Genomic DNA, 16,211 nt, shown 5'->3' with positions numbered 1-16,211 from the left:
CCGTGTATGATGGGGAAAATGCTGAAAACGTCCAGCGCAAAAACCTTTATGTTTAAGGAGGATGATGGACATGGCTGATGTACTTCGCCGAGCAATTAACCAAAAGAAGCAATTTTTAAAAACCAAATTACTGCTCTCGGAATTTTATCAAGGAAGAGGGGAACAGCTTGCTGACTACACGCTGAGTGAGCTTGAGAAAGAATACAAGTCCCTTCAGAAAATGAAAAAAGAGATCTGACAATAGATATAAAGAGGTGAGTCTGCTGAAAAGCGGGCTTTTTTGTTTTGATTTTGAAAAGGCGAGAAAGAGGGTAAACTACTACTGTTCAACTCATAAAAGCATGTCGAAATATTTTGCTTAAGCTTACGGGCGAAGCTGATTGTAAACGGCTCATTTCTCTAGTAGAATATGAATGCTTTGTGCAAGCTGAAGAGTAGGGGGATGAATAAAATGATGCAAACCATCTTATCAAATGGGATAGCCATGGTTCTCATAATTCTCATTATTAATATTGTCTATGTGTCATTTTTTACGATAAGAATGATTTTAACGCTGAAAGGACAGCGTTATTTAGCGGCCGGCATCAGTACGATTGAAATACTGGTTTATGTGACAGGACTGAGTCTGGTGCTCGATAACTTAGACCAGATTCAAAATGTGATCGCGTACGCGCTCGGTTACGGTCTTGGCGTAATTGTCGGCATGAAAATAGAAGAAAAATTGGCGCTTGGCTATATTATGGTCAATGTGATTACGAAGGAGCTCGATCTTGATCTTCCGAAGCAGCTCCGTGAAAAAGGCTACGGCGTGACAAACTGGGTGGCAGGCGGGCTTGAAGGCGACCGCACAGCCCTTCAGATCCTGACGCCGAGAAAATATGAACTCCAGCTATATGATACGATTAAAACACTTGATTCAAAAGCCTTTATTATTGCGTACGAACCAAAAACAATCCACGGCGGCTTCTGGGTCAAAGCGGTGAAGAAGAGGAGAATTAAAGAATAATGGCAAAGCCGAAGAAGAAAAAGTTTGAAGTGACAGAGCAGCAAACGATTGATGCGGTGCTTCAGCAAATGAAAGAAGAAGGATATCTGCCTGTAAGGCGAATGGAAGAACCTATTTTTATGGAAAAAAAGGAAAATGGGTCAATTCAGATCGTTCCGTGCGGGAAAAAAATCGTATTTGAAGGGAAATTGATCTAAAACACGAACATTAGTAGAATGAATTTTTGTATCGTTCGATAATATCGTTGACATTATCCATGTCCGTTGTTAAGATAAACATGAAATCAAAACACGACCTCATATAATCTTGGGAATATGGCCCATAAGTTTCTACCCGGCAACCGTAAATTGCCGGACTATGCAGGAAAGTGATCGATAAAACTGACATGGATATATCGCAGAAGCGAACGACTGACGATACATGTACCATGCCCGGTTTGTATTGCTTCCTCATAAGTGCAATGCAGAGCGGGTATTTTTTATTTTCTGAAAACAAAAGCATTAGAAGGTGGGGAACAGAATGCAGCCGCTAGTAGGAATCATCATGGGAAGCACTTCCGATTGGGAGACAATGAAACACGCATGCGACATACTTGACGAACTCAATGTTCCGTACGAAAAAAAGGTCGTTTCCGCTCACCGGACGCCTGATTTCATGTTTGAATATGCTGAAACTGCTAGAGAAAGAGGCATCAAGGTGATTATTGCCGGTGCCGGAGGAGCGGCGCATCTGCCAGGGATGACGGCTGCGAAAACAACACTGCCAGTCATTGGAGTTCCGGTTCAGTCCAAGGCACTGAACGGAATGGATTCACTTCTTTCCATCGTCCAAATGCCTGGAGGCGTGCCTGTTGCGACAACATCCATCGGCAAAGCGGGTGCTGTGAACGCAGGCCTGTTAGCGGCGCAAATTTTGTCAGCATTTGACGAAGACCTTGCCCGTAAGCTGGATGAGAGAAGAGAAAATACAAAACAGACAGTGTTAGAAAGCAGTGATCAGCTTGTCTAAACAAATCATCTATCCGGGAGCTGTAATCGGCATTATCGGCGGCGGCCAGCTTGGGAAAATGATGGCTGTGTCCGCCAAACAAATGGGGTATAAAGTCGCGGTCGTTGATCCGGTGAAAGATTCGCCGTGCGGGCAGGTTGCGGATGTCGAAATTACCGCTCATTATAATGACCGTGAAGCGATTCGAAAATTGGCTGAAATCAGCGATATCATCACATATGAGTTTGAAAACATCGACTATGATGCGCTGCATTGGCTAAAAGATCATGCGTATCTCCCGCAAGGAAGTGAGCTGCTGCTCATTACCCAAAACCGTGAAACAGAGAAAAAAGCAATTCAATCCGCGGGCTGTGAAGTCGCACCGTACAGCATCGTCAAAACAAAGAATGAATTGAAACAGGCGGTACAGGAGCTCAGGCTTCCGGCAGTGCTGAAGACATGCCGCGGCGGGTACGACGGCAAAGGCCAATTTGTGATAAAAGAAGAGGCGCAAATGGAGCAGGCAGCCGGTCTGTTAGAACACGGAACTTGCATTCTTGAAAGCTGGGTTTCTTTTGAAATGGAACTGTCGGTGATCGTCGTCAGATCGGTAAACGGTGAAATTTCAACATTTCCGACAGCTGAAAACATTCACCACAACAATATTCTTTTCCAAAGCATCGTGCCCGCACGGGTAGAGAAAGGGATTCAGCAGAAGGCTGCTGATCTCGCAGTTAAGCTTGCAGATGAGCTTAACCTTGTCGGACCGCTTGCTGTTGAGATGTTCCTGACAGAGGACGGAGAGCTTTTGGTCAATGAACTGGCGCCAAGACCGCACAATTCTGGGCATTATACGCTGGACCTTTGCGAGACGAGCCAGTTTGAGCAGCATATCAGAGCGGTATGCGGGCTTCCGCTTGGGAAGACAGATTTGCTGAAGCCGGGCATGATGGTGAATCTTCTCGGCGATGAAGTGAAGCTTGTGGAGGAAGACCCGGAGCTTTTAAAAGAGGCAAAGCTATATATATACGGAAAACATGAAATCAAAAAAGGCCGCAAAATGGGGCATATTACATTTATGAAGCAGCCTGAAGACGAATGGATTCAGGAGATTACAAATAAATGGATGAATAGAGACGGAGGACAAGCAGAATGATCGAACGTTATTCAAGACCTGAAATGTCCGCGATTTGGACGGATGAAAACAGATTTCAAGCATGGTTAGAGGTTGAAATTCTTGCCTGTGAAGCGTGGGCGGAGCTTGGCGTTATTCCAAAAGAAGACGTAAAGCTGATGCGCGAAAATGCGTCATTTGACATCAACCGCATTTTAGAAATCGAAAAGGACACGCGCCATGACGTTGTCGCTTTTACGCGCGCTGTATCCGAATCACTGGGCGAAGAAAGAAAATGGGTGCATTACGGCTTAACGTCAACTGACGTTGTTGATACGGCTCTTTCCTACTTATTAAAACAGGCAAACGATATTTTGCTCAAGGATCTTGAGAGATTTGTTGACATTATAAAAGAAAAAGCGAAAGAACATAAATACACAGTCATGATGGGGCGCACGCACGGCGTACACGCTGAGCCTACAACTTTCGGCTTAAAACTTGCGCTTTGGCATGAAGAAATGAAACGTAATCTTGAGCGTTTCAAACAAGCGAAAGCAGGCATCGAGGTTGGAAAGATTTCCGGCGCTGTCGGCACATATGCGAACATTGATCCATTTGTTGAACAATATGTCTGTGAGAAGCTCGGATTGAAAGCAGCACCGATTTCCACTCAAACCCTTCAGCGTGACCGCCATGCTGACTATATGGCAACACTTGCTTTGATCGCGACAAGCATTGAGAAATTCGCTGTGGAAATCCGCGGTTTGCAAAAGAGTGAAACACGTGAAGTTGAGGAATTTTTCGCGAAAGGGCAAAAGGGTTCATCTGCAATGCCGCATAAACGAAATCCGATTGGCTCTGAAAACATGACAGGCATGGCGCGCGTGATCCGCGGCTACATGATGACAGCTTACGAAAATGTTCCATTATGGCATGAGCGCGATATTTCTCATTCTTCAGCAGAACGGATTATTCTTCCGGATGCGACAATTGCGCTGAACTACATGCTGAACCGCTTCTCCAACATCGTGAAGAACTTAACGGTCTTCCCGGAAAACATGAAGCGCAACATGGACCGCACTCTCGGCCTTATCTATTCTCAGCGTGTGCTGCTTGCTTTGATTGACACAGGCCTTACACGTGAAGAAGCCTATGATACAGTTCAGCCGAAAGCAATGGAAGCGTGGGAAAAACAAGTGCCGTTCCGCGAACTTGTGGAAGCGGAAGAGAAAATCACGTCACGTCTTTCTCCGGAAAAAATTGCTGACTGCTTTGATTACAATTACCATCTGAAAAATGTTGATCTGATCTTTGAACGTTTAGGTTTAGCATAGAAGAAGCTTTTAGCGGCTTCTTCTAAGCCGCCGCAGTTTGAAAATTCCCAACATTCGGGTTAGGAGGCCTTCCGTGAATATTGTGAAGAATGAACTTTTATACGAAGGAAAAGCAAAAAAGATCTACAAAACCGATGACGAAAACACGCTGTATGTCGTGTATAAAGACTCCGCCACTGCCTTTAACGGCGAGAAAAAAGCAGAAATCAGCGGAAAAGGGCGCTTAAATAATGAAATTTCAAGCCTCATTTTCAAACACCTTCATGCTAAGGGCATTAACAATCATTTTATCGAGCGCATTTCGGAAACGGAGCAGCTCATTAAAAAGGTAACGATTGTGCCGCTTGAAGTCGTGGTAAGAAATGTTGTGGCAGGAAGCATGTCCAAACGTCTCGGCATTCCAGAAGGCACGGAGCTTGAGCAGCCGATTATCGAGTTTTACTACAAGGATGACGCGCTGGGTGATCCGCTCATCACAGAAGATCATATTTGGCTTTTGAAAGCGGCGACTCCTGAGCAGGTAGAAACCATTAAGTCCATTACAAAAACAGTAAATGAAGAGCTTCAAAGCATTTTCGGCGATTGTCATGTCAGATTAATAGATTTCAAGCTTGAATTCGGTTTAGATGCAGAAGGGCAAGTGCTTTTGGCGGATGAAATTTCTCCTGACACATGCCGCTTGTGGGATAAAGAAACGAACGAAAAGCTGGATAAAGATTTATTCAGACGCAATCTGGGAAGCTTAACCGACGCATACGAAGAGATTTTCAAAAGACTGGGAGGCATTCATCATGTATAAAGTAAAAGTTTATGTCAGCTTAAAAGAAAGTGTACTAGATCCACAAGGGAGCGCTGTCCAGCATGCCTTGCACAGCATGACTTACAACGAAGTTCAAGATGTGCGCATCGGGAAATACATGGAGCTTACCATTGAAAAATCTGACCGTGATCTTGACGTGCTAGTGAAAGAAATGTGCGAAAAACTTCTTGCGAACACAGTGATTGAAGATTACAGATATGAGGTTGAGGAGGTAGTCGCACAGTGAAATTTGCGGTGATTGTGTTACCCGGCTCCAACTGTGATATCGATATGTATCATGCTGTAAAGGATGAGCTCGGCCAAGAAGTGGAATACGTCTGGCATGAGGAAACAAGTCTTGACGGCTTCGACGGCGTGTTAATTCCGGGAGGGTTTTCTTACGGTGATTACTTAAGATGCGGCGCCATCGCCCGATTTGCGAATATTATGCCAGCTGTCAAACAAGCAGCGGCTGAAGGAAAACCTGTTCTTGGCGTCTGCAACGGATTCCAGATTTTACAGGAGCTTGGGCTGCTGCCAGGCGCAATGAGACGCAACAAAGATCTGAAGTTCATTTGCCGTCCGGTTGAATTAATTGTTCAGAACGACGAAACATTATTCACAGCTTCCTACGAAAAGGGACAATCGATTACAATCCCGGTTGCCCACGGTGAAGGAAATTTCTATTGTGATGACGAGACGCTTGCTTCATTAAAGGAAAACAATCAAATTGCTTTCACATACGGATCTAATATCAATGGAAGTGTAAGCGACATTGCCGGTGTCGTCAATGAGAAAGGCAACGTATTAGGCATGATGCCTCATCCTGAGCGCGCGGTCGATGAACTGCTTGGAAGCGCCGACGGTCTTAAATTGTTCCAGTCTATCGTGAAAAATTGGAGGGAAACTCATGTCACTACTGCTTGAACCAAGTAAAGAACAAATAAAAGAAGAGAAACTATATCAGCAAATGGGTGTCAGTGATGATGAGTTTGCATTGATAGAATCCATTCTTGGAAGATTGCCGAACTACACAGAAATCGGGATTTTTTCTGTCATGTGGTCTGAGCATTGCAGCTATAAAAACTCAAAGCCGATTCTGCGTAAATTCCCGACAAGCGGCGAGCGTGTGCTGCAGGGGCCTGGGGAAGGCGCCGGAATCGTTGATATCGGTGATAACCAAGCGGTTGTGTTCAAAATTGAATCACATAACCACCCATCAGCTCTCGAGCCTTACCAAGGCGCTGCGACTGGCGTAGGCGGAATTATTCGTGATGTATTCTCAATGGGTGCCCGTCCAATCGCTGTATTGAACTCTCTTCGATTTGGTGAACTGACTTCACCCCGCGTGAAGTACTTGTTTGAAGAAGTAGTAGCGGGTATCGCCGGATACGGCAACTGTATCGGCATCCCGACAGTCGGCGGAGAAGTGCAGTTTGACAGCAGCTATGAAGGAAATCCGCTCGTCAACGCAATGTGCGTCGGTTTAATCAACCATGAAGACATCAAAAAAGGCCAGGCAAAGGGTGTCGGCAACACAGTAATGTACGTAGGAGCGAAAACAGGGCGTGACGGCATCCACGGCGCTACGTTTGCTTCTGAAGAAATGTCAGACTCGTCTGAAGAAAAGCGTTCTGCTGTCCAAGTCGGCGATCCGTTTATGGAGAAGCTTTTGCTTGAAGCATGTCTGGAAGTCATCCAATGCGACGCCTTAGTCGGCATTCAGGATATGGGAGCTGCCGGTTTAACAAGCTCAAGTGCAGAAATGGCAAGTAAGGCCGGTTCTGGCATTGAAATGAACCTTGACCTGATTCCTCAGCGCGAAACAGGCATGAGCGCGTATGAAATGATGCTTTCTGAATCACAAGAACGGATGCTTTTGGTTATTGAGCGCGGACGTGAGCAGGAAATCATCGATATTTTTGACAAGTATGATCTTGAAGCGGTTTCTGTCGGACATGTGACAGATGATAAAATGCTTCGCCTGACACATAAAGGAGAGGTTGTGTGCGAGCTGCCTGTTGATGCCTTGGCAGAAGAAGCACCGGTTTACCATAAGCCTTCTCAAGAGCCTGCTTACTATCGCGAGTTTTTGGAAACGGACGTTCCGGCTCCGCAAATTGAAGATGCGAATGAAACGCTGAAGGCCCTTCTTCAGCAGCCGACGATTGCGAGTAAAGAGTGGGTTTATGATCAGTATGACTACATGGTGCGCACGAATACAGTTGTCGCTCCTGGGTCTGATGCTGGTGTTCTCAGAATCCGCGGAACGAAAAAGGCGCTGGCTATGACGACAGACTGTAACGCGCGTTATCTCTATCTTGATCCTGAAGTCGGAGGGAAAATTGCTGTCGCTGAAGCAGCGCGCAACATCATTTGCTCAGGCGCAGAACCGCTTGCGGTCACAGATAACCTTAACTTCGGTAACCCGGAGAAGCCGGAAATCTTCTGGCAGATCGAAAAAGCGGCAGACGGCATAAGCGAAGCGTGCAATGTTCTCAGCACACCGGTTATCGGCGGTAACGTATCGCTTTATAACGAATCAAACGGCACGGCGATCTATCCGACACCTGTTATCGGCATGGTCGGCTTAATTGAAGATACAGCACACATTACAACACAGCATTTCAAACAAGCGGGAGATCTCGTATATGTGATCGGCGAAACAAAACCAGAGTTTGCCGGAAGCGAGCTGCAAAAAATGACAGAAGGCCGTATTTACGGCAAAGCCCCGCAAATCGATCTTGATGTAGAGCTGTCTCGTCAAAAAGCACTGCTTGACGCGATTAAAAAAGGCTTCGTTCAATCTGCGCATGATGTGTCTGAAGGCGGCTTAGGTGTAGCGATTGCGGAAAGTGTCATGACGACGGAAAACCTTGGCGCTAATGTGACTGTAGAAGGGGGAGCGGCGTTATTATTCTCTGAATCTCAATCCCGCTTCGTCGTTTCAGTGAAAAAAGAACATCAAGAAGCGTTTGAAGCAATTGTCAAAGATGCAGTTCATATTGGTGAGGTAACAGCTGACGGAATTCTGGCGATTCAAAATCAAGACGGACAACAAATGATTCATGCGCAAACGAAAGAGCTTGAACGCGTATGGAAAGGAGCTATCCCATGCTTGCTGAAATCAAAGGCTTAAATGAAGAATGCGGCGTTTTTGGGATTTGGGGACATGAAGAAGCCCCGCAGATCACGTATTACGGTCTCCACAGCCTTCAGCACCGAGGACAGGAGGGCGCTGGCATCGTAGCGACTGACGGTGAAAAGCTGACGGCTCACAAAGGCCAAGGGCTGATCACTGAAGTATTTCAAAACGGCGAACTCAGCAAAGTAAAGGGAAAAGGCGCTATCGGGCACGTTCGGTACGCAACGGCTGGAGGCGGCGGATACGAAAATGTTCAGCCGCTCCTCTTCCGTTCCCAAAACAACGGCAGCCTGGCGCTTGCTCATAACGGAAATCTTGTCAACGCCACTCAGCTGAAGCAGCAGCTCGAAAATCAAGGGAGCATCTTTCAAACCTCTTCGGATACAGAGGTTTTGGCTCACCTGATCAAAAGAAGCGGACACTTCACGCTGAAGGATCAAATTAAAAACTCGCTTTCTATGCTGAAAGGCGCCTACGCGTTCCTGATCATGACCGAAACAGAAATGATTGTCGCACTTGATCCGAACGGGCTGAGACCGCTATCCATCGGCATGATGGGCGATGCTTATGTGGTCGCATCAGAAACATGCGCATTTGACGTCGTCGGCGCAACGTACCTTCGCGAGGTAGAGCCGGGGGAAATGCTGATCATTAATGATGAAGGCATGAAATCAGAGCGTTTTTCCATGAATATCAATCGTTCCATTTGCAGCATGGAGTACATTTATTTCTCCAGACCAGACAGCAATATTGACGGTATTAATGTGCACAGTGCCCGTAAAAACCTTGGAAAAATGCTGGCTCAGGAATCCGCAGTTGAAGCCGACGTCGTAACCGGGGTTCCGGATTCCAGTATTTCTGCGGCGATCGGCTATGCAGAGGCAACAGGCATTCCGTATGAGCTCGGTTTAATCAAAAACCGCTATGTTGGCAGAACGTTTATTCAGCCGTCCCAGGCTCTGCGTGAGCAAGGCGTCAGAATGAAGCTGTCTGCGGTGCGCGGGGTTGTAGAAGGCAAACGCGTCGTGATGGTGGATGACTCTATCGTGCGAGGAACAACTAGCCGCCGGATTGTCACGATGCTAAGAGAAGCGGGTGCGACAGAGGTGCATGTGAAAATCAGTTCACCGCCGATCGCTCATCCGTGCTTTTACGGCATTGACACTTCCACACATGAAGAACTGATCGCGTCTTCGCATTCTGTTGAAGAAATCCGTCAGGAAATCGGAGCCGATACCCTCTCATTTTTGAGTGTGGAAGGGCTGCTGAAAGGCATCGGCAGAAAATACGATGACTCGAATTGCGGACAGTGTCTCGCTTGCTTTACAGGAAAATATCCGACTGAAATTTACCAGGATACAGTGCTTCCTCACGTAAAAGAAGCAGTATTAACCAAATAAAACTTGAAAAATGACATAAAGGCAGCGCAGTTCGGCTGCCTTTCTCTTTCTGCCCTCGTTCGGGGAGATACTTTGAAAAGCGCCTTAAAGGAGTGAATAGGATGTCTGAAGCATATAAAAACGCAGGAGTTGACATCGAAGCCGGATATGAAGCTGTAAAACGAATGAAAAAACACGTGGAGCGCACGAAACGGCTTGGCGTTATGGGCAGCCTTGGCGGTTTTGGCGGCATGTTTGACCTGTCTGAGCTTTCTTATCAAAAACCAGTTCTCATTTCGGGAACGGACGGTGTCGGCACAAAATTAAAGCTCGCTTTTTCCATGGATAAGCATGACACGATTGGCGTGGATGCTGTTGCAATGTGTGTCAATGACGTGCTGGCACAAGGTGCAGAGCCGCTGTTTTTCCTCGATTATTTAGCGGTTGGCAAAGCGGACCCAGTGAAAATTGAACAGATTGTACAAGGTGTTGCGGAAGGCTGTGAGCAGTCAGGTTCAGCCTTAGTCGGCGGTGAAACGGCTGAAATGCCGGGGCTCTATACAGCTGATGAATACGATATTGCCGGTTTCTCAGTCGGAGTGGCAGAAAAGGACGAAATCGTGACTGGAGAAAACATTGAAGAGGGCCATCTGTTGATCGGCCTCAGCTCCAGCGGCCTTCACAGCAACGGCTTTTCCCTTGTCAGAAAAGTGCTTCTGGATGATGCGGAGCTGGACCTCGATACAACATATGAGCCGTTTGAACGCCCGCTTGGCGAGGAATTGCTTGAACCGACAAGGATTTACGTGAAGCCTGTGCTTGCCGCGGTCAAAAGCGGAAAAATCGACGGCATGGCGCACGTGACAGGCGGAGGATTTATTGAAAATATTCCGCGTATGCTTCCGGAAGGCTTAAGTGCGGAAATTGATCATGGCTCATGGCCGATCCCGCCAATTTTTTCTTTCTTGCAAGAGTACGGCAAGCTAAAGGAAGAAGACATGTTCAACGTCTTTAATATGGGGATCGGTTTTGTTTTGGCTGTCAAAGAAGAGCATCTGACAGATGTGATCGGAACGCTTGAAAGCCATGGCGAAAAAGCCTATTTAATCGGGCGTGTGAAAAAAGGTGAAGGCGTCACATTCGGCGGTGCGGCACTTTCATGAAAAAGTTTGCGGTATTTGCATCAGGAAACGGGTCAAACTTCGAAGCCATTGTCACGCGTTTGAAGGAGGAGAACTGGGATGCGTCAGCAGCGCTCCTCGTTTGCGACAAACCGCAGGCGAAAGTCATCGAACGGGCGGAAGCATTCCACATTCCATCCTTTGCATTTGAGCCGAAGTCTTATGAAAACAAGGCTGCATTTGAACAAGCCATCATTGAACAGCTTCGTCTTCACGAGGTTGAATTGATTGTTCTTGCCGGCTATATGAGGCTGATCGGTGATACGCTCCTTCAAGCATATGGGGGAAAAATCATTAACATTCACCCATCGCTTCTTCCGGCGTTTCCTGGAATCGACGCAGTCGGACAGGCGTTCCGGGCGGGTGTGAAGGTGGCCGGAATCACCGTGCATTATGTCGATGAAGGAATGGATACAGGTCCGATCATCGCTCAAAAGGCAATCGAAATTGATGAACATGATACATTGGAAACAATCGAACAGCGGATTCACAAGCTTGAGCATAAATGGTATCCGAGTGTGATTAAACAGCTATTAGGATTAAATAACAGAGGTGAAAAGGCATGACAATTAAACGTGCGTTAATCAGTGTTTCAGATAAAACAAATCTCGTTCCTTTCGTAAAAGAACTGACAGAGCTTGGCGTTGAAGTCATCTCCACAGGCGGAACGAAAAAGCTTCTTCAAGAAAACGGTGTGGATGTGATCGGAATTTCTGAAGTGACAGGCTTCCCTGAAATTATGGACGGCCGGTTAAAAACCCTACACCCGAATATTCACGGCGGCCTTCTGGCGGTTCGCGGCAATGAAGAGCATATGGCGCAGATCAATGAACACGGGATTCAGCCGATTGACCTCGTTGTCGTCAACCTCTATCCATTTAAAGAAACGATTTCTAAAGAAGACGTCACGTATGAAGAAGCGATCGAAAATATCGACATCGGCGGACCTGGCATGCTGCGTGCGGCATCAAAGAACCATCAGGATGTCACAGTTATCGTCGATCCGGCCGATTACAGCCCAGTGCTGAATCAAATCAAAGAAGAAGGCAGCGTATCTCTTCAGAAAAAACGCGAGCTCGCGGCAAAGGTATTCCGTCATACTGCGGCATATGATGCACTGATCGCTGACTACCTGACAAATGTTGTCGGTGAAAAAGAACCAGAGCAATTCACTGTGACATTTGAGAAAAAACAATCGCTTCGCTATGGAGAAAACCCGCATCAGGAAGCAACTTTCTATCAAACAGCTCTTCCTGTCAAAGGCTCTATTGCGCAAGCAGAACAGCTTCACGGAAAAGAGCTTTCTTACAACAACATTAAAGACGCGGATGCGGCAGTTCAAATCGTTCGTGAATTCACTGAGCCGGCTGCTGTTGCTGTAAAGCATATGAATCCGTGCGGTGTAGGAACAGGAAAAACGATCGCCGAAGCGTTTGACAGAGCGTTTGAAGCGGATAAAACATCTATCTTCGGCGGCATTATCGCGCTGAACCGTGAAGTGGACAAGGCAACTGCCGAAGCGCTTCACAACATTTTCTTAGAAATCATCATTGCACCTTCATTCAGCCAAGAAGCGCTCGACGTCCTGACTGCGAAGAAAAATCTCCGTCTGCTGACGCTTGACGTATCCGCCGCTGTTCAAAAGGAAAAACAACTGACATCTGTTCAAGGCGGGCTGCTGATTCAAGATTTAGATATGCACGGTTTCGAGGATGCTGAGATTAGCATTCCGACAAAAAGAGAGCCGAACGAGCAAGAGTGGGAAGACTTGAAGCTTGCTTGGAAAGTCGTGAAGCATGTGAAATCAAATGCGATTGTTCTCGCGAAGGACAACATGACAGTCGGTGTGGGAGCAGGCCAAATGAACCGCGTCGGATCGGCAAAAATCGCAATCGAGCAAGCAGGGGAAAAAGCGAAGGGCAGCGCGCTCGGTTCGGATGCATATTTCCCAATGCCAGATACTGTCGAAGAAGCGGCAAAAGCGGGCGTTACAGCCATCATTCAGCCAGGCGGATCGATCCGAGATGAGGATTCCATCAAAAAAGCGGATGAATACGGCATTGCCATGGTATTCACCGGCATCAGACACTTCAAACATTAAGGGGATGAAAACGACGTGAATGTATTAATTATCGGTAAAGGCGGAAGAGAACATACGCTGGCGTGGAAGGCAGCGCAAAGCAGCCTCGTCGAGAATGTATTTGCCGCTCCCGGAAATGACGGCATGGCAGCTTCCGCACAGCTTGTAAACATTGAGGAAAGCGACCACGCAGGGCTTGTCTCATTTGCAAAACAAAATCAGGTCGGCCTGACCATTGTCGGCCCTGAGGTTCCTTTAATTGAAGGTCTGGTGGATGAATTCGAAAAAGCGGGTCTGCGCGTGTTCGGCCCGTCAAAAGCCGCGGCGATCATCGAAGGAAGCAAACAGTTCGCTAAGGATTTAATGAAGAAATACGACATTCCGACCGCAGAATACGAGACGTTTACATCCTTTGATGAGGCGAAGGCATATGTGCAGGAAAAAGGTGCTCCGATTGTGATAAAAGCAGATGGACTTGCAGCTGGAAAAGGCGTTACTGTGGCTATGACAGAGGAAGAAGCAATTGCATGTCTGCATGACTTTCTTGAAGATGAAAAGTTCGGTGATGCGAGCGCGTCCGTTGTCATTGAAGAATACCTTTCTGGTGAAGAATTTTCTCTGATGGCCTTTGTCAAAGGGGAAAAGGTGTATCCGATGGTGATTGCCCAGGATCACAAGCGTGCGTTTGACGGAGACAAAGGCCCGAATACGGGCGGAATGGGCGCTTACTCTCCAGTTCCGCAAATTTCGGAAGAAACGGTTCGCCATGCTGTAGAAACGATCGTTAAGCCGGCCGCAAAAGCAATGGTACAAGAAGGCCGTTCCTTCACTGGCGTTTTGTACGCTGGATTGATGCTTACTGAAAACGGCTCGAAGGTCATTGAATTTAATGCCCGTTTCGGCGATCCGGAAACACAGGTCGTGCTTCCGCGCATGGAATCTGATCTGGTACAGGTGCTTCTTGATCTTTTAGATGATAAGGAAGTTGACTTAAGATGGAAGGATACCGCGGCAGTGAGTGTTGTGCTTGCATCAGAAGGGTATCCGGAAAGCTATGCAAAAGGCACGCCGATCGGCAGCCTTGCAGCAGAAACTGAGCAGGTCGTGGTCTTCCATGCCGGAACGAAAGCAGAAGGCGGAGAGTTCGTTACAAACGGGGGGCGCGTCGCCAATGTGACGGCTTTTGATGAAACGTTTGAAGCGGCTAGAGACCGAGTGTACAAAGCGGTTGATGAAATTTTCAAACCGGGACTCTTTTTCAGAAAAGACATTGGGGCACGCGCTTTAAAGGCTGCCCAAAAATAAGTGAGGAAAACCCGCAGAATAGCTGCGGGTTTTTTGTTATCAAAAAGCGGGATGGCAGCTGGAAGAAGAAAGGACAACGAGTGTGGTTGGTTTTCCATGGGCCATCGAGGCGTCAATAAAATCCTCAAGCGTATGTACCGATTCAGTCACGACCTTTGTCACATAGCTGTACATACCCGTGATGCGGTGGTTTTCTGCTACATCAGGATGCGATGTTGCAAAGGCGGCGTAGTGCTTACAGCTTTTTGGCTCCATGAGAATAAAAGCGGTGACATGCTTGTTTAGTTTTTCGTAACAGATATTCGCGCTGTAGCTGGTAATCACTCCTTTGTCTTCCAGCTTCCTGACACGCTCCGCCGCGCTTGGCGAGCTGAGTCCGACAAGCTTTCCCAGCTCAACCATCGTTAATCTGCCATTTCGCTGCAAATGCGAGAGAATCTGAAGGTCTGTATCGTCCATTTGTCTGGCTCCTTTACATATTTAGGCGAATGAATGAAAATTCCTTTGATTGTAAGGTAATGCTGTTGATTTACCTTCATTGTAGCATATGGATGCCGTCTTATTTTTTCTATAATAAAGCCATCAATTTGAGAGGAGGCATCATGTTGCCAGAATTACAGCGCTCTATTACTTGGATACAAGGGACGGCGTTAACGATTGGGGCGGTTTTAGGCTGCGGGATATTAATTTTGCCGTCTGTTACCGCGGATAAGGCCGGTCCGGCTTCTTTATTTGTCTGGGTATTCATGTCTTTTTTATCTTTTCTTCTCGTCGGCACGCTGGCACGGCTTGTGAAAATTGCGCCTAGTGCGGGAGGAATCACGGCTTATGTGCAGCTGGCTTTTCGAAAAAAAGCCGGGGCTATTTTGGGCTGGATCATGTTAGGTTCCGTTCCGATTGGCGTTCCCATCATCGCTTTGACTGGCGCGCATTACGTCAGTTACGTCACAGAGGCGGTGGATTGGCAGGTTACATCGATTGCTGGTTGTATGCTGGCTATATCTATTTTGCTTCATATGAAAAGGATTCAACTATCAGCAAACATCAGTACAATCGTTATATGTGTCATTGTATTTCTGCTTGTCATTTCTATTGCTGTGTCATTGCCACACGTCACGATAGCAGAATTCAAACCGTTTCTTCCGCATGGCTGGTCTGCCGCGGGATCTGTTTCTGTCATGATTTTTTTCTCTTTTGTAGGCTGGGAAATGATTACCCCGTTGGCTGAGGAATTTCATCGCCCTGAAAAAGATGTCCCGCTCAGCTTGTTTTTGGCAGCGTCTTGTGTGGCAGGGCTGTATATCATGCTGTCATTTGTGACGGTGGGGACTCATTCATATGGAGAGAATGGAGAAATTGCATCGCTTGCCATGCTCATCTCAAAAGGAGCAGGGGAAAGCGGTGTATATGTTACGGTATGTTTAGCGCTGTTTATTACATTCGCCACCATCCATGCCAATATTGCTGGTTTTTCAAGAATGGTGTACGCATTGGCGAGAGAGGGGCACATTCCTGTATATTTTGGAAAACTCAGTGCGACAAAACGTACGCCTATTCGCGTTTTGACAGCGATGGCCGCAGTGTTTGGCTTAGTGCTTGCGGCGCATGGCCTGTTTCAAATCGATTTGACGACTCTGTTGAAAGGGCCGAGCGCGGCTTTTATCGCATCTTACATATGTACAATGGCGGCAGCACTGAAACTGCTGGGCAGGAGAGATATAGGCTGGTGGATGGCGCTCGGGGCATTTGTGGCGTGCGCGGTGATTTATTCATTCAGCGGCTGGGCACTGCTTTATCCGGCAGTGCTGGCAGCTGCAGGATATTTCTATATGAAAACAAAGGGTGGGCATAAAAAAAAGCTTGATCACGTTTTGTGATCAA

17 protein-coding genes and 1 riboswitch are annotated in these 16,211 nt (G+C 47.0%); of the genes, 16 read left to right on the top strand and 1 reads right to left on the bottom strand.

Annotation, left to right across the window (positions count from 1 at the left end):
• Nucleotides 1–70: 70 nt before the first annotated feature.
• The 15 genes from RAC86_RS11705 (at nt 71) to purD (ending at nt 14,330) form a co-directional block, all read left to right on the top strand.
• A complete protein-coding gene (locus tag RAC86_RS11705; protein ID WP_003244066.1) occupies nt 71–238 on the top strand; it encodes a Fur-regulated basic protein FbpA in 168 nt (55 codons plus the stop codon).
• A gap of 213 nt (nt 239–451) precedes the next feature.
• A complete protein-coding gene (locus tag RAC86_RS11700) occupies nt 452–1,006 on the top strand; it encodes a DUF2179 domain-containing protein (RefSeq protein WP_015482896.1) in 555 nt (184 codons plus the stop codon).
• Nucleotides 1,006–1,203, top strand: coding sequence for an NETI motif-containing protein (locus RAC86_RS11695; protein ID WP_003219403.1), 198 nt, complete (start codon nt 1,006–1,008; stop codon nt 1,201–1,203). The genes RAC86_RS11700 and RAC86_RS11695 overlap by 1 nt, the downstream gene beginning before the upstream one ends.
• A 79-nt stretch (nt 1,204–1,282) precedes the next feature.
• A riboswitch (purine riboswitch) is annotated at nt 1,283–1,384 on the top strand.
• A gap of 141 nt (nt 1,385–1,525) precedes the next feature.
• The gene (gene purE / locus RAC86_RS11690; protein ID WP_003244134.1) at nt 1,526–2,014 is read left to right on the top strand and encodes a 5-(carboxyamino)imidazole ribonucleotide mutase; all 489 of its coding nucleotides are present in this window, start codon (nt 1,526–1,528) and stop codon (nt 2,012–2,014) included.
• Nucleotides 2,007–3,149 (top strand): 5-(carboxyamino)imidazole ribonucleotide synthase, encoded by a 1,143-nt coding sequence (purK, locus tag RAC86_RS11685; RefSeq protein ID WP_377885641.1) that lies wholly within the window; start codon nt 2,007–2,009, stop codon nt 3,147–3,149. Before purE ends, purK begins: the two co-directional genes overlap by 8 nt.
• Nucleotides 3,146–4,441, top strand: a complete 1,296-nt coding sequence (purB, locus tag RAC86_RS11680; RefSeq protein ID WP_015715438.1) for an adenylosuccinate lyase — start codon at nt 3,146–3,148, stop codon at nt 4,439–4,441. The genes purK and purB overlap by 4 nt, the downstream gene beginning before the upstream one ends.
• 73 nt (nt 4,442–4,514) lie before the next feature.
• Complete coding sequence (gene purC, locus RAC86_RS11675; protein WP_038428521.1) at nt 4,515–5,240, top strand: phosphoribosylaminoimidazolesuccinocarboxamide synthase; 726 nt, start codon at nt 4,515–4,517, stop codon at nt 5,238–5,240.
• Nucleotides 5,233–5,487: a phosphoribosylformylglycinamidine synthase subunit PurS gene (gene purS / locus RAC86_RS11670; RefSeq protein WP_003219409.1), complete on the top strand. Its 255-nt coding sequence runs from the start codon at nt 5,233–5,235 to the stop codon at nt 5,485–5,487. Before purC ends, purS begins: the two co-directional genes overlap by 8 nt.
• A complete protein-coding gene (purQ, locus tag RAC86_RS11665; protein ID WP_038428522.1) occupies nt 5,484–6,167 on the top strand; it encodes a phosphoribosylformylglycinamidine synthase subunit PurQ in 684 nt (227 codons plus the stop codon). Before purS ends, purQ begins: the two co-directional genes overlap by 4 nt.
• Nucleotides 6,151–8,379 carry a phosphoribosylformylglycinamidine synthase subunit PurL gene (gene purL, locus RAC86_RS11660; protein ID WP_038428523.1) on the top strand — a complete coding sequence of 743 codons (2,229 nt, stop codon included), beginning with the start codon at nt 6,151–6,153 and terminating at the stop codon, nt 8,377–8,379. Before purQ ends, purL begins: the two co-directional genes overlap by 17 nt.
• Nucleotides 8,355–9,785, top strand: a complete 1,431-nt coding sequence (gene purF / locus RAC86_RS11655) for an amidophosphoribosyltransferase (protein WP_003233947.1) — start codon at nt 8,355–8,357, stop codon at nt 9,783–9,785. The genes purL and purF overlap by 25 nt, the downstream gene beginning before the upstream one ends.
• 101 nt (nt 9,786–9,886) lie before the next feature.
• A complete protein-coding gene (gene purM, locus RAC86_RS11650) occupies nt 9,887–10,927 on the top strand; it encodes a phosphoribosylformylglycinamidine cyclo-ligase (protein WP_003233945.1) in 1,041 nt (346 codons plus the stop codon).
• Nucleotides 10,924–11,511: a phosphoribosylglycinamide formyltransferase gene (gene purN / locus RAC86_RS11645; RefSeq protein WP_015252651.1), complete on the top strand. Its 588-nt coding sequence runs from the start codon at nt 10,924–10,926 to the stop codon at nt 11,509–11,511. Before purM ends, purN begins: the two co-directional genes overlap by 4 nt.
• A complete protein-coding gene (gene purH / locus RAC86_RS11640) occupies nt 11,508–13,046 on the top strand; it encodes a bifunctional phosphoribosylaminoimidazolecarboxamide formyltransferase/IMP cyclohydrolase (protein WP_038428524.1) in 1,539 nt (512 codons plus the stop codon). The genes purN and purH overlap by 4 nt, the downstream gene beginning before the upstream one ends.
• Nucleotides 13,047–13,061: 15 nt before the next feature.
• Nucleotides 13,062–14,330, top strand: coding sequence for a phosphoribosylamine--glycine ligase (purD, locus tag RAC86_RS11635; RefSeq protein ID WP_326147166.1), 1,269 nt, complete (start codon nt 13,062–13,064; stop codon nt 14,328–14,330).
• Between the two features lie 39 nt (nt 14,331–14,369).
• On the opposite strand, the gene RAC86_RS11630 is transcribed toward purD, so the two are convergent.
• Entirely contained in the window at nt 14,370–14,789 is a 420-nt protein-coding gene (locus RAC86_RS11630; protein WP_038428527.1) for an Lrp/AsnC family transcriptional regulator, read from the bottom strand.
• A gap of 143 nt (nt 14,790–14,932) precedes the next feature.
• Here RAC86_RS11630 and RAC86_RS11625 point away from each other — a divergent pair, with 143 nt between their 5' ends.
• On the top strand, nt 14,933–16,207 hold the full coding sequence (locus tag RAC86_RS11625; RefSeq protein ID WP_377885640.1) for an APC family permease: 1,275 nt from the start codon (nt 14,933–14,935) through the stop codon (nt 16,205–16,207).
• Nucleotides 16,208–16,211: the final 4 nt, after the last annotated feature.

The sequence above is a fragment of the Bacillus sp. LR_5 genome (assembly GCF_042709275.1).
Note: the sequence above shows the minus strand (reverse complement) of the source record. Positions and strands in the feature narration are given on the sequence as shown.

Excerpts from the sequence above, each read along its gene's own strand:
- RAC86_RS11695 (WP_003219403.1), top strand. The coding sequence starts at position 1,006 with ATGGCAAAGCCGAAGAAGAAAAAGTTTGAAGTGACAGAGCAGCAAACG.
- RAC86_RS11625 (WP_377885640.1), top strand. The coding sequence starts at position 14,933 with ATGTTGCCAGAATTACAGCGCTCTATTACTTGGATACAAGGGACGGCG.
- RAC86_RS11630 (WP_038428527.1), bottom strand. The coding sequence starts at position 14,789 with ATGGACGATACAGACCTTCAGATTCTCTCGCATTTGCAGCGAAATGGC.
- purL (WP_038428523.1), top strand. The coding sequence starts at position 6,151 with ATGTCACTACTGCTTGAACCAAGTAAAGAACAAATAAAAGAAGAGAAA.
- purS (WP_003219409.1), top strand. The coding sequence starts at position 5,233 with ATGTATAAAGTAAAAGTTTATGTCAGCTTAAAAGAAAGTGTACTAGAT.
- purH (WP_038428524.1), top strand. The coding sequence starts at position 11,508 with ATGACAATTAAACGTGCGTTAATCAGTGTTTCAGATAAAACAAATCTC.
- purE (WP_003244134.1), top strand. The coding sequence starts at position 1,526 with ATGCAGCCGCTAGTAGGAATCATCATGGGAAGCACTTCCGATTGGGAG.
- purF (WP_003233947.1), top strand. The coding sequence starts at position 8,355 with ATGCTTGCTGAAATCAAAGGCTTAAATGAAGAATGCGGCGTTTTTGGG.
- purM (WP_003233945.1), top strand. The coding sequence starts at position 9,887 with ATGTCTGAAGCATATAAAAACGCAGGAGTTGACATCGAAGCCGGATAT.
- RAC86_RS11705 (WP_003244066.1), top strand. The coding sequence starts at position 71 with ATGGCTGATGTACTTCGCCGAGCAATTAACCAAAAGAAGCAATTTTTA.
- purB (WP_015715438.1), top strand. The coding sequence starts at position 3,146 with ATGATCGAACGTTATTCAAGACCTGAAATGTCCGCGATTTGGACGGAT.
- purN (WP_015252651.1), top strand. The coding sequence starts at position 10,924 with ATGAAAAAGTTTGCGGTATTTGCATCAGGAAACGGGTCAAACTTCGAA.
- RAC86_RS11700 (WP_015482896.1), top strand. The coding sequence starts at position 452 with ATGATGCAAACCATCTTATCAAATGGGATAGCCATGGTTCTCATAATT.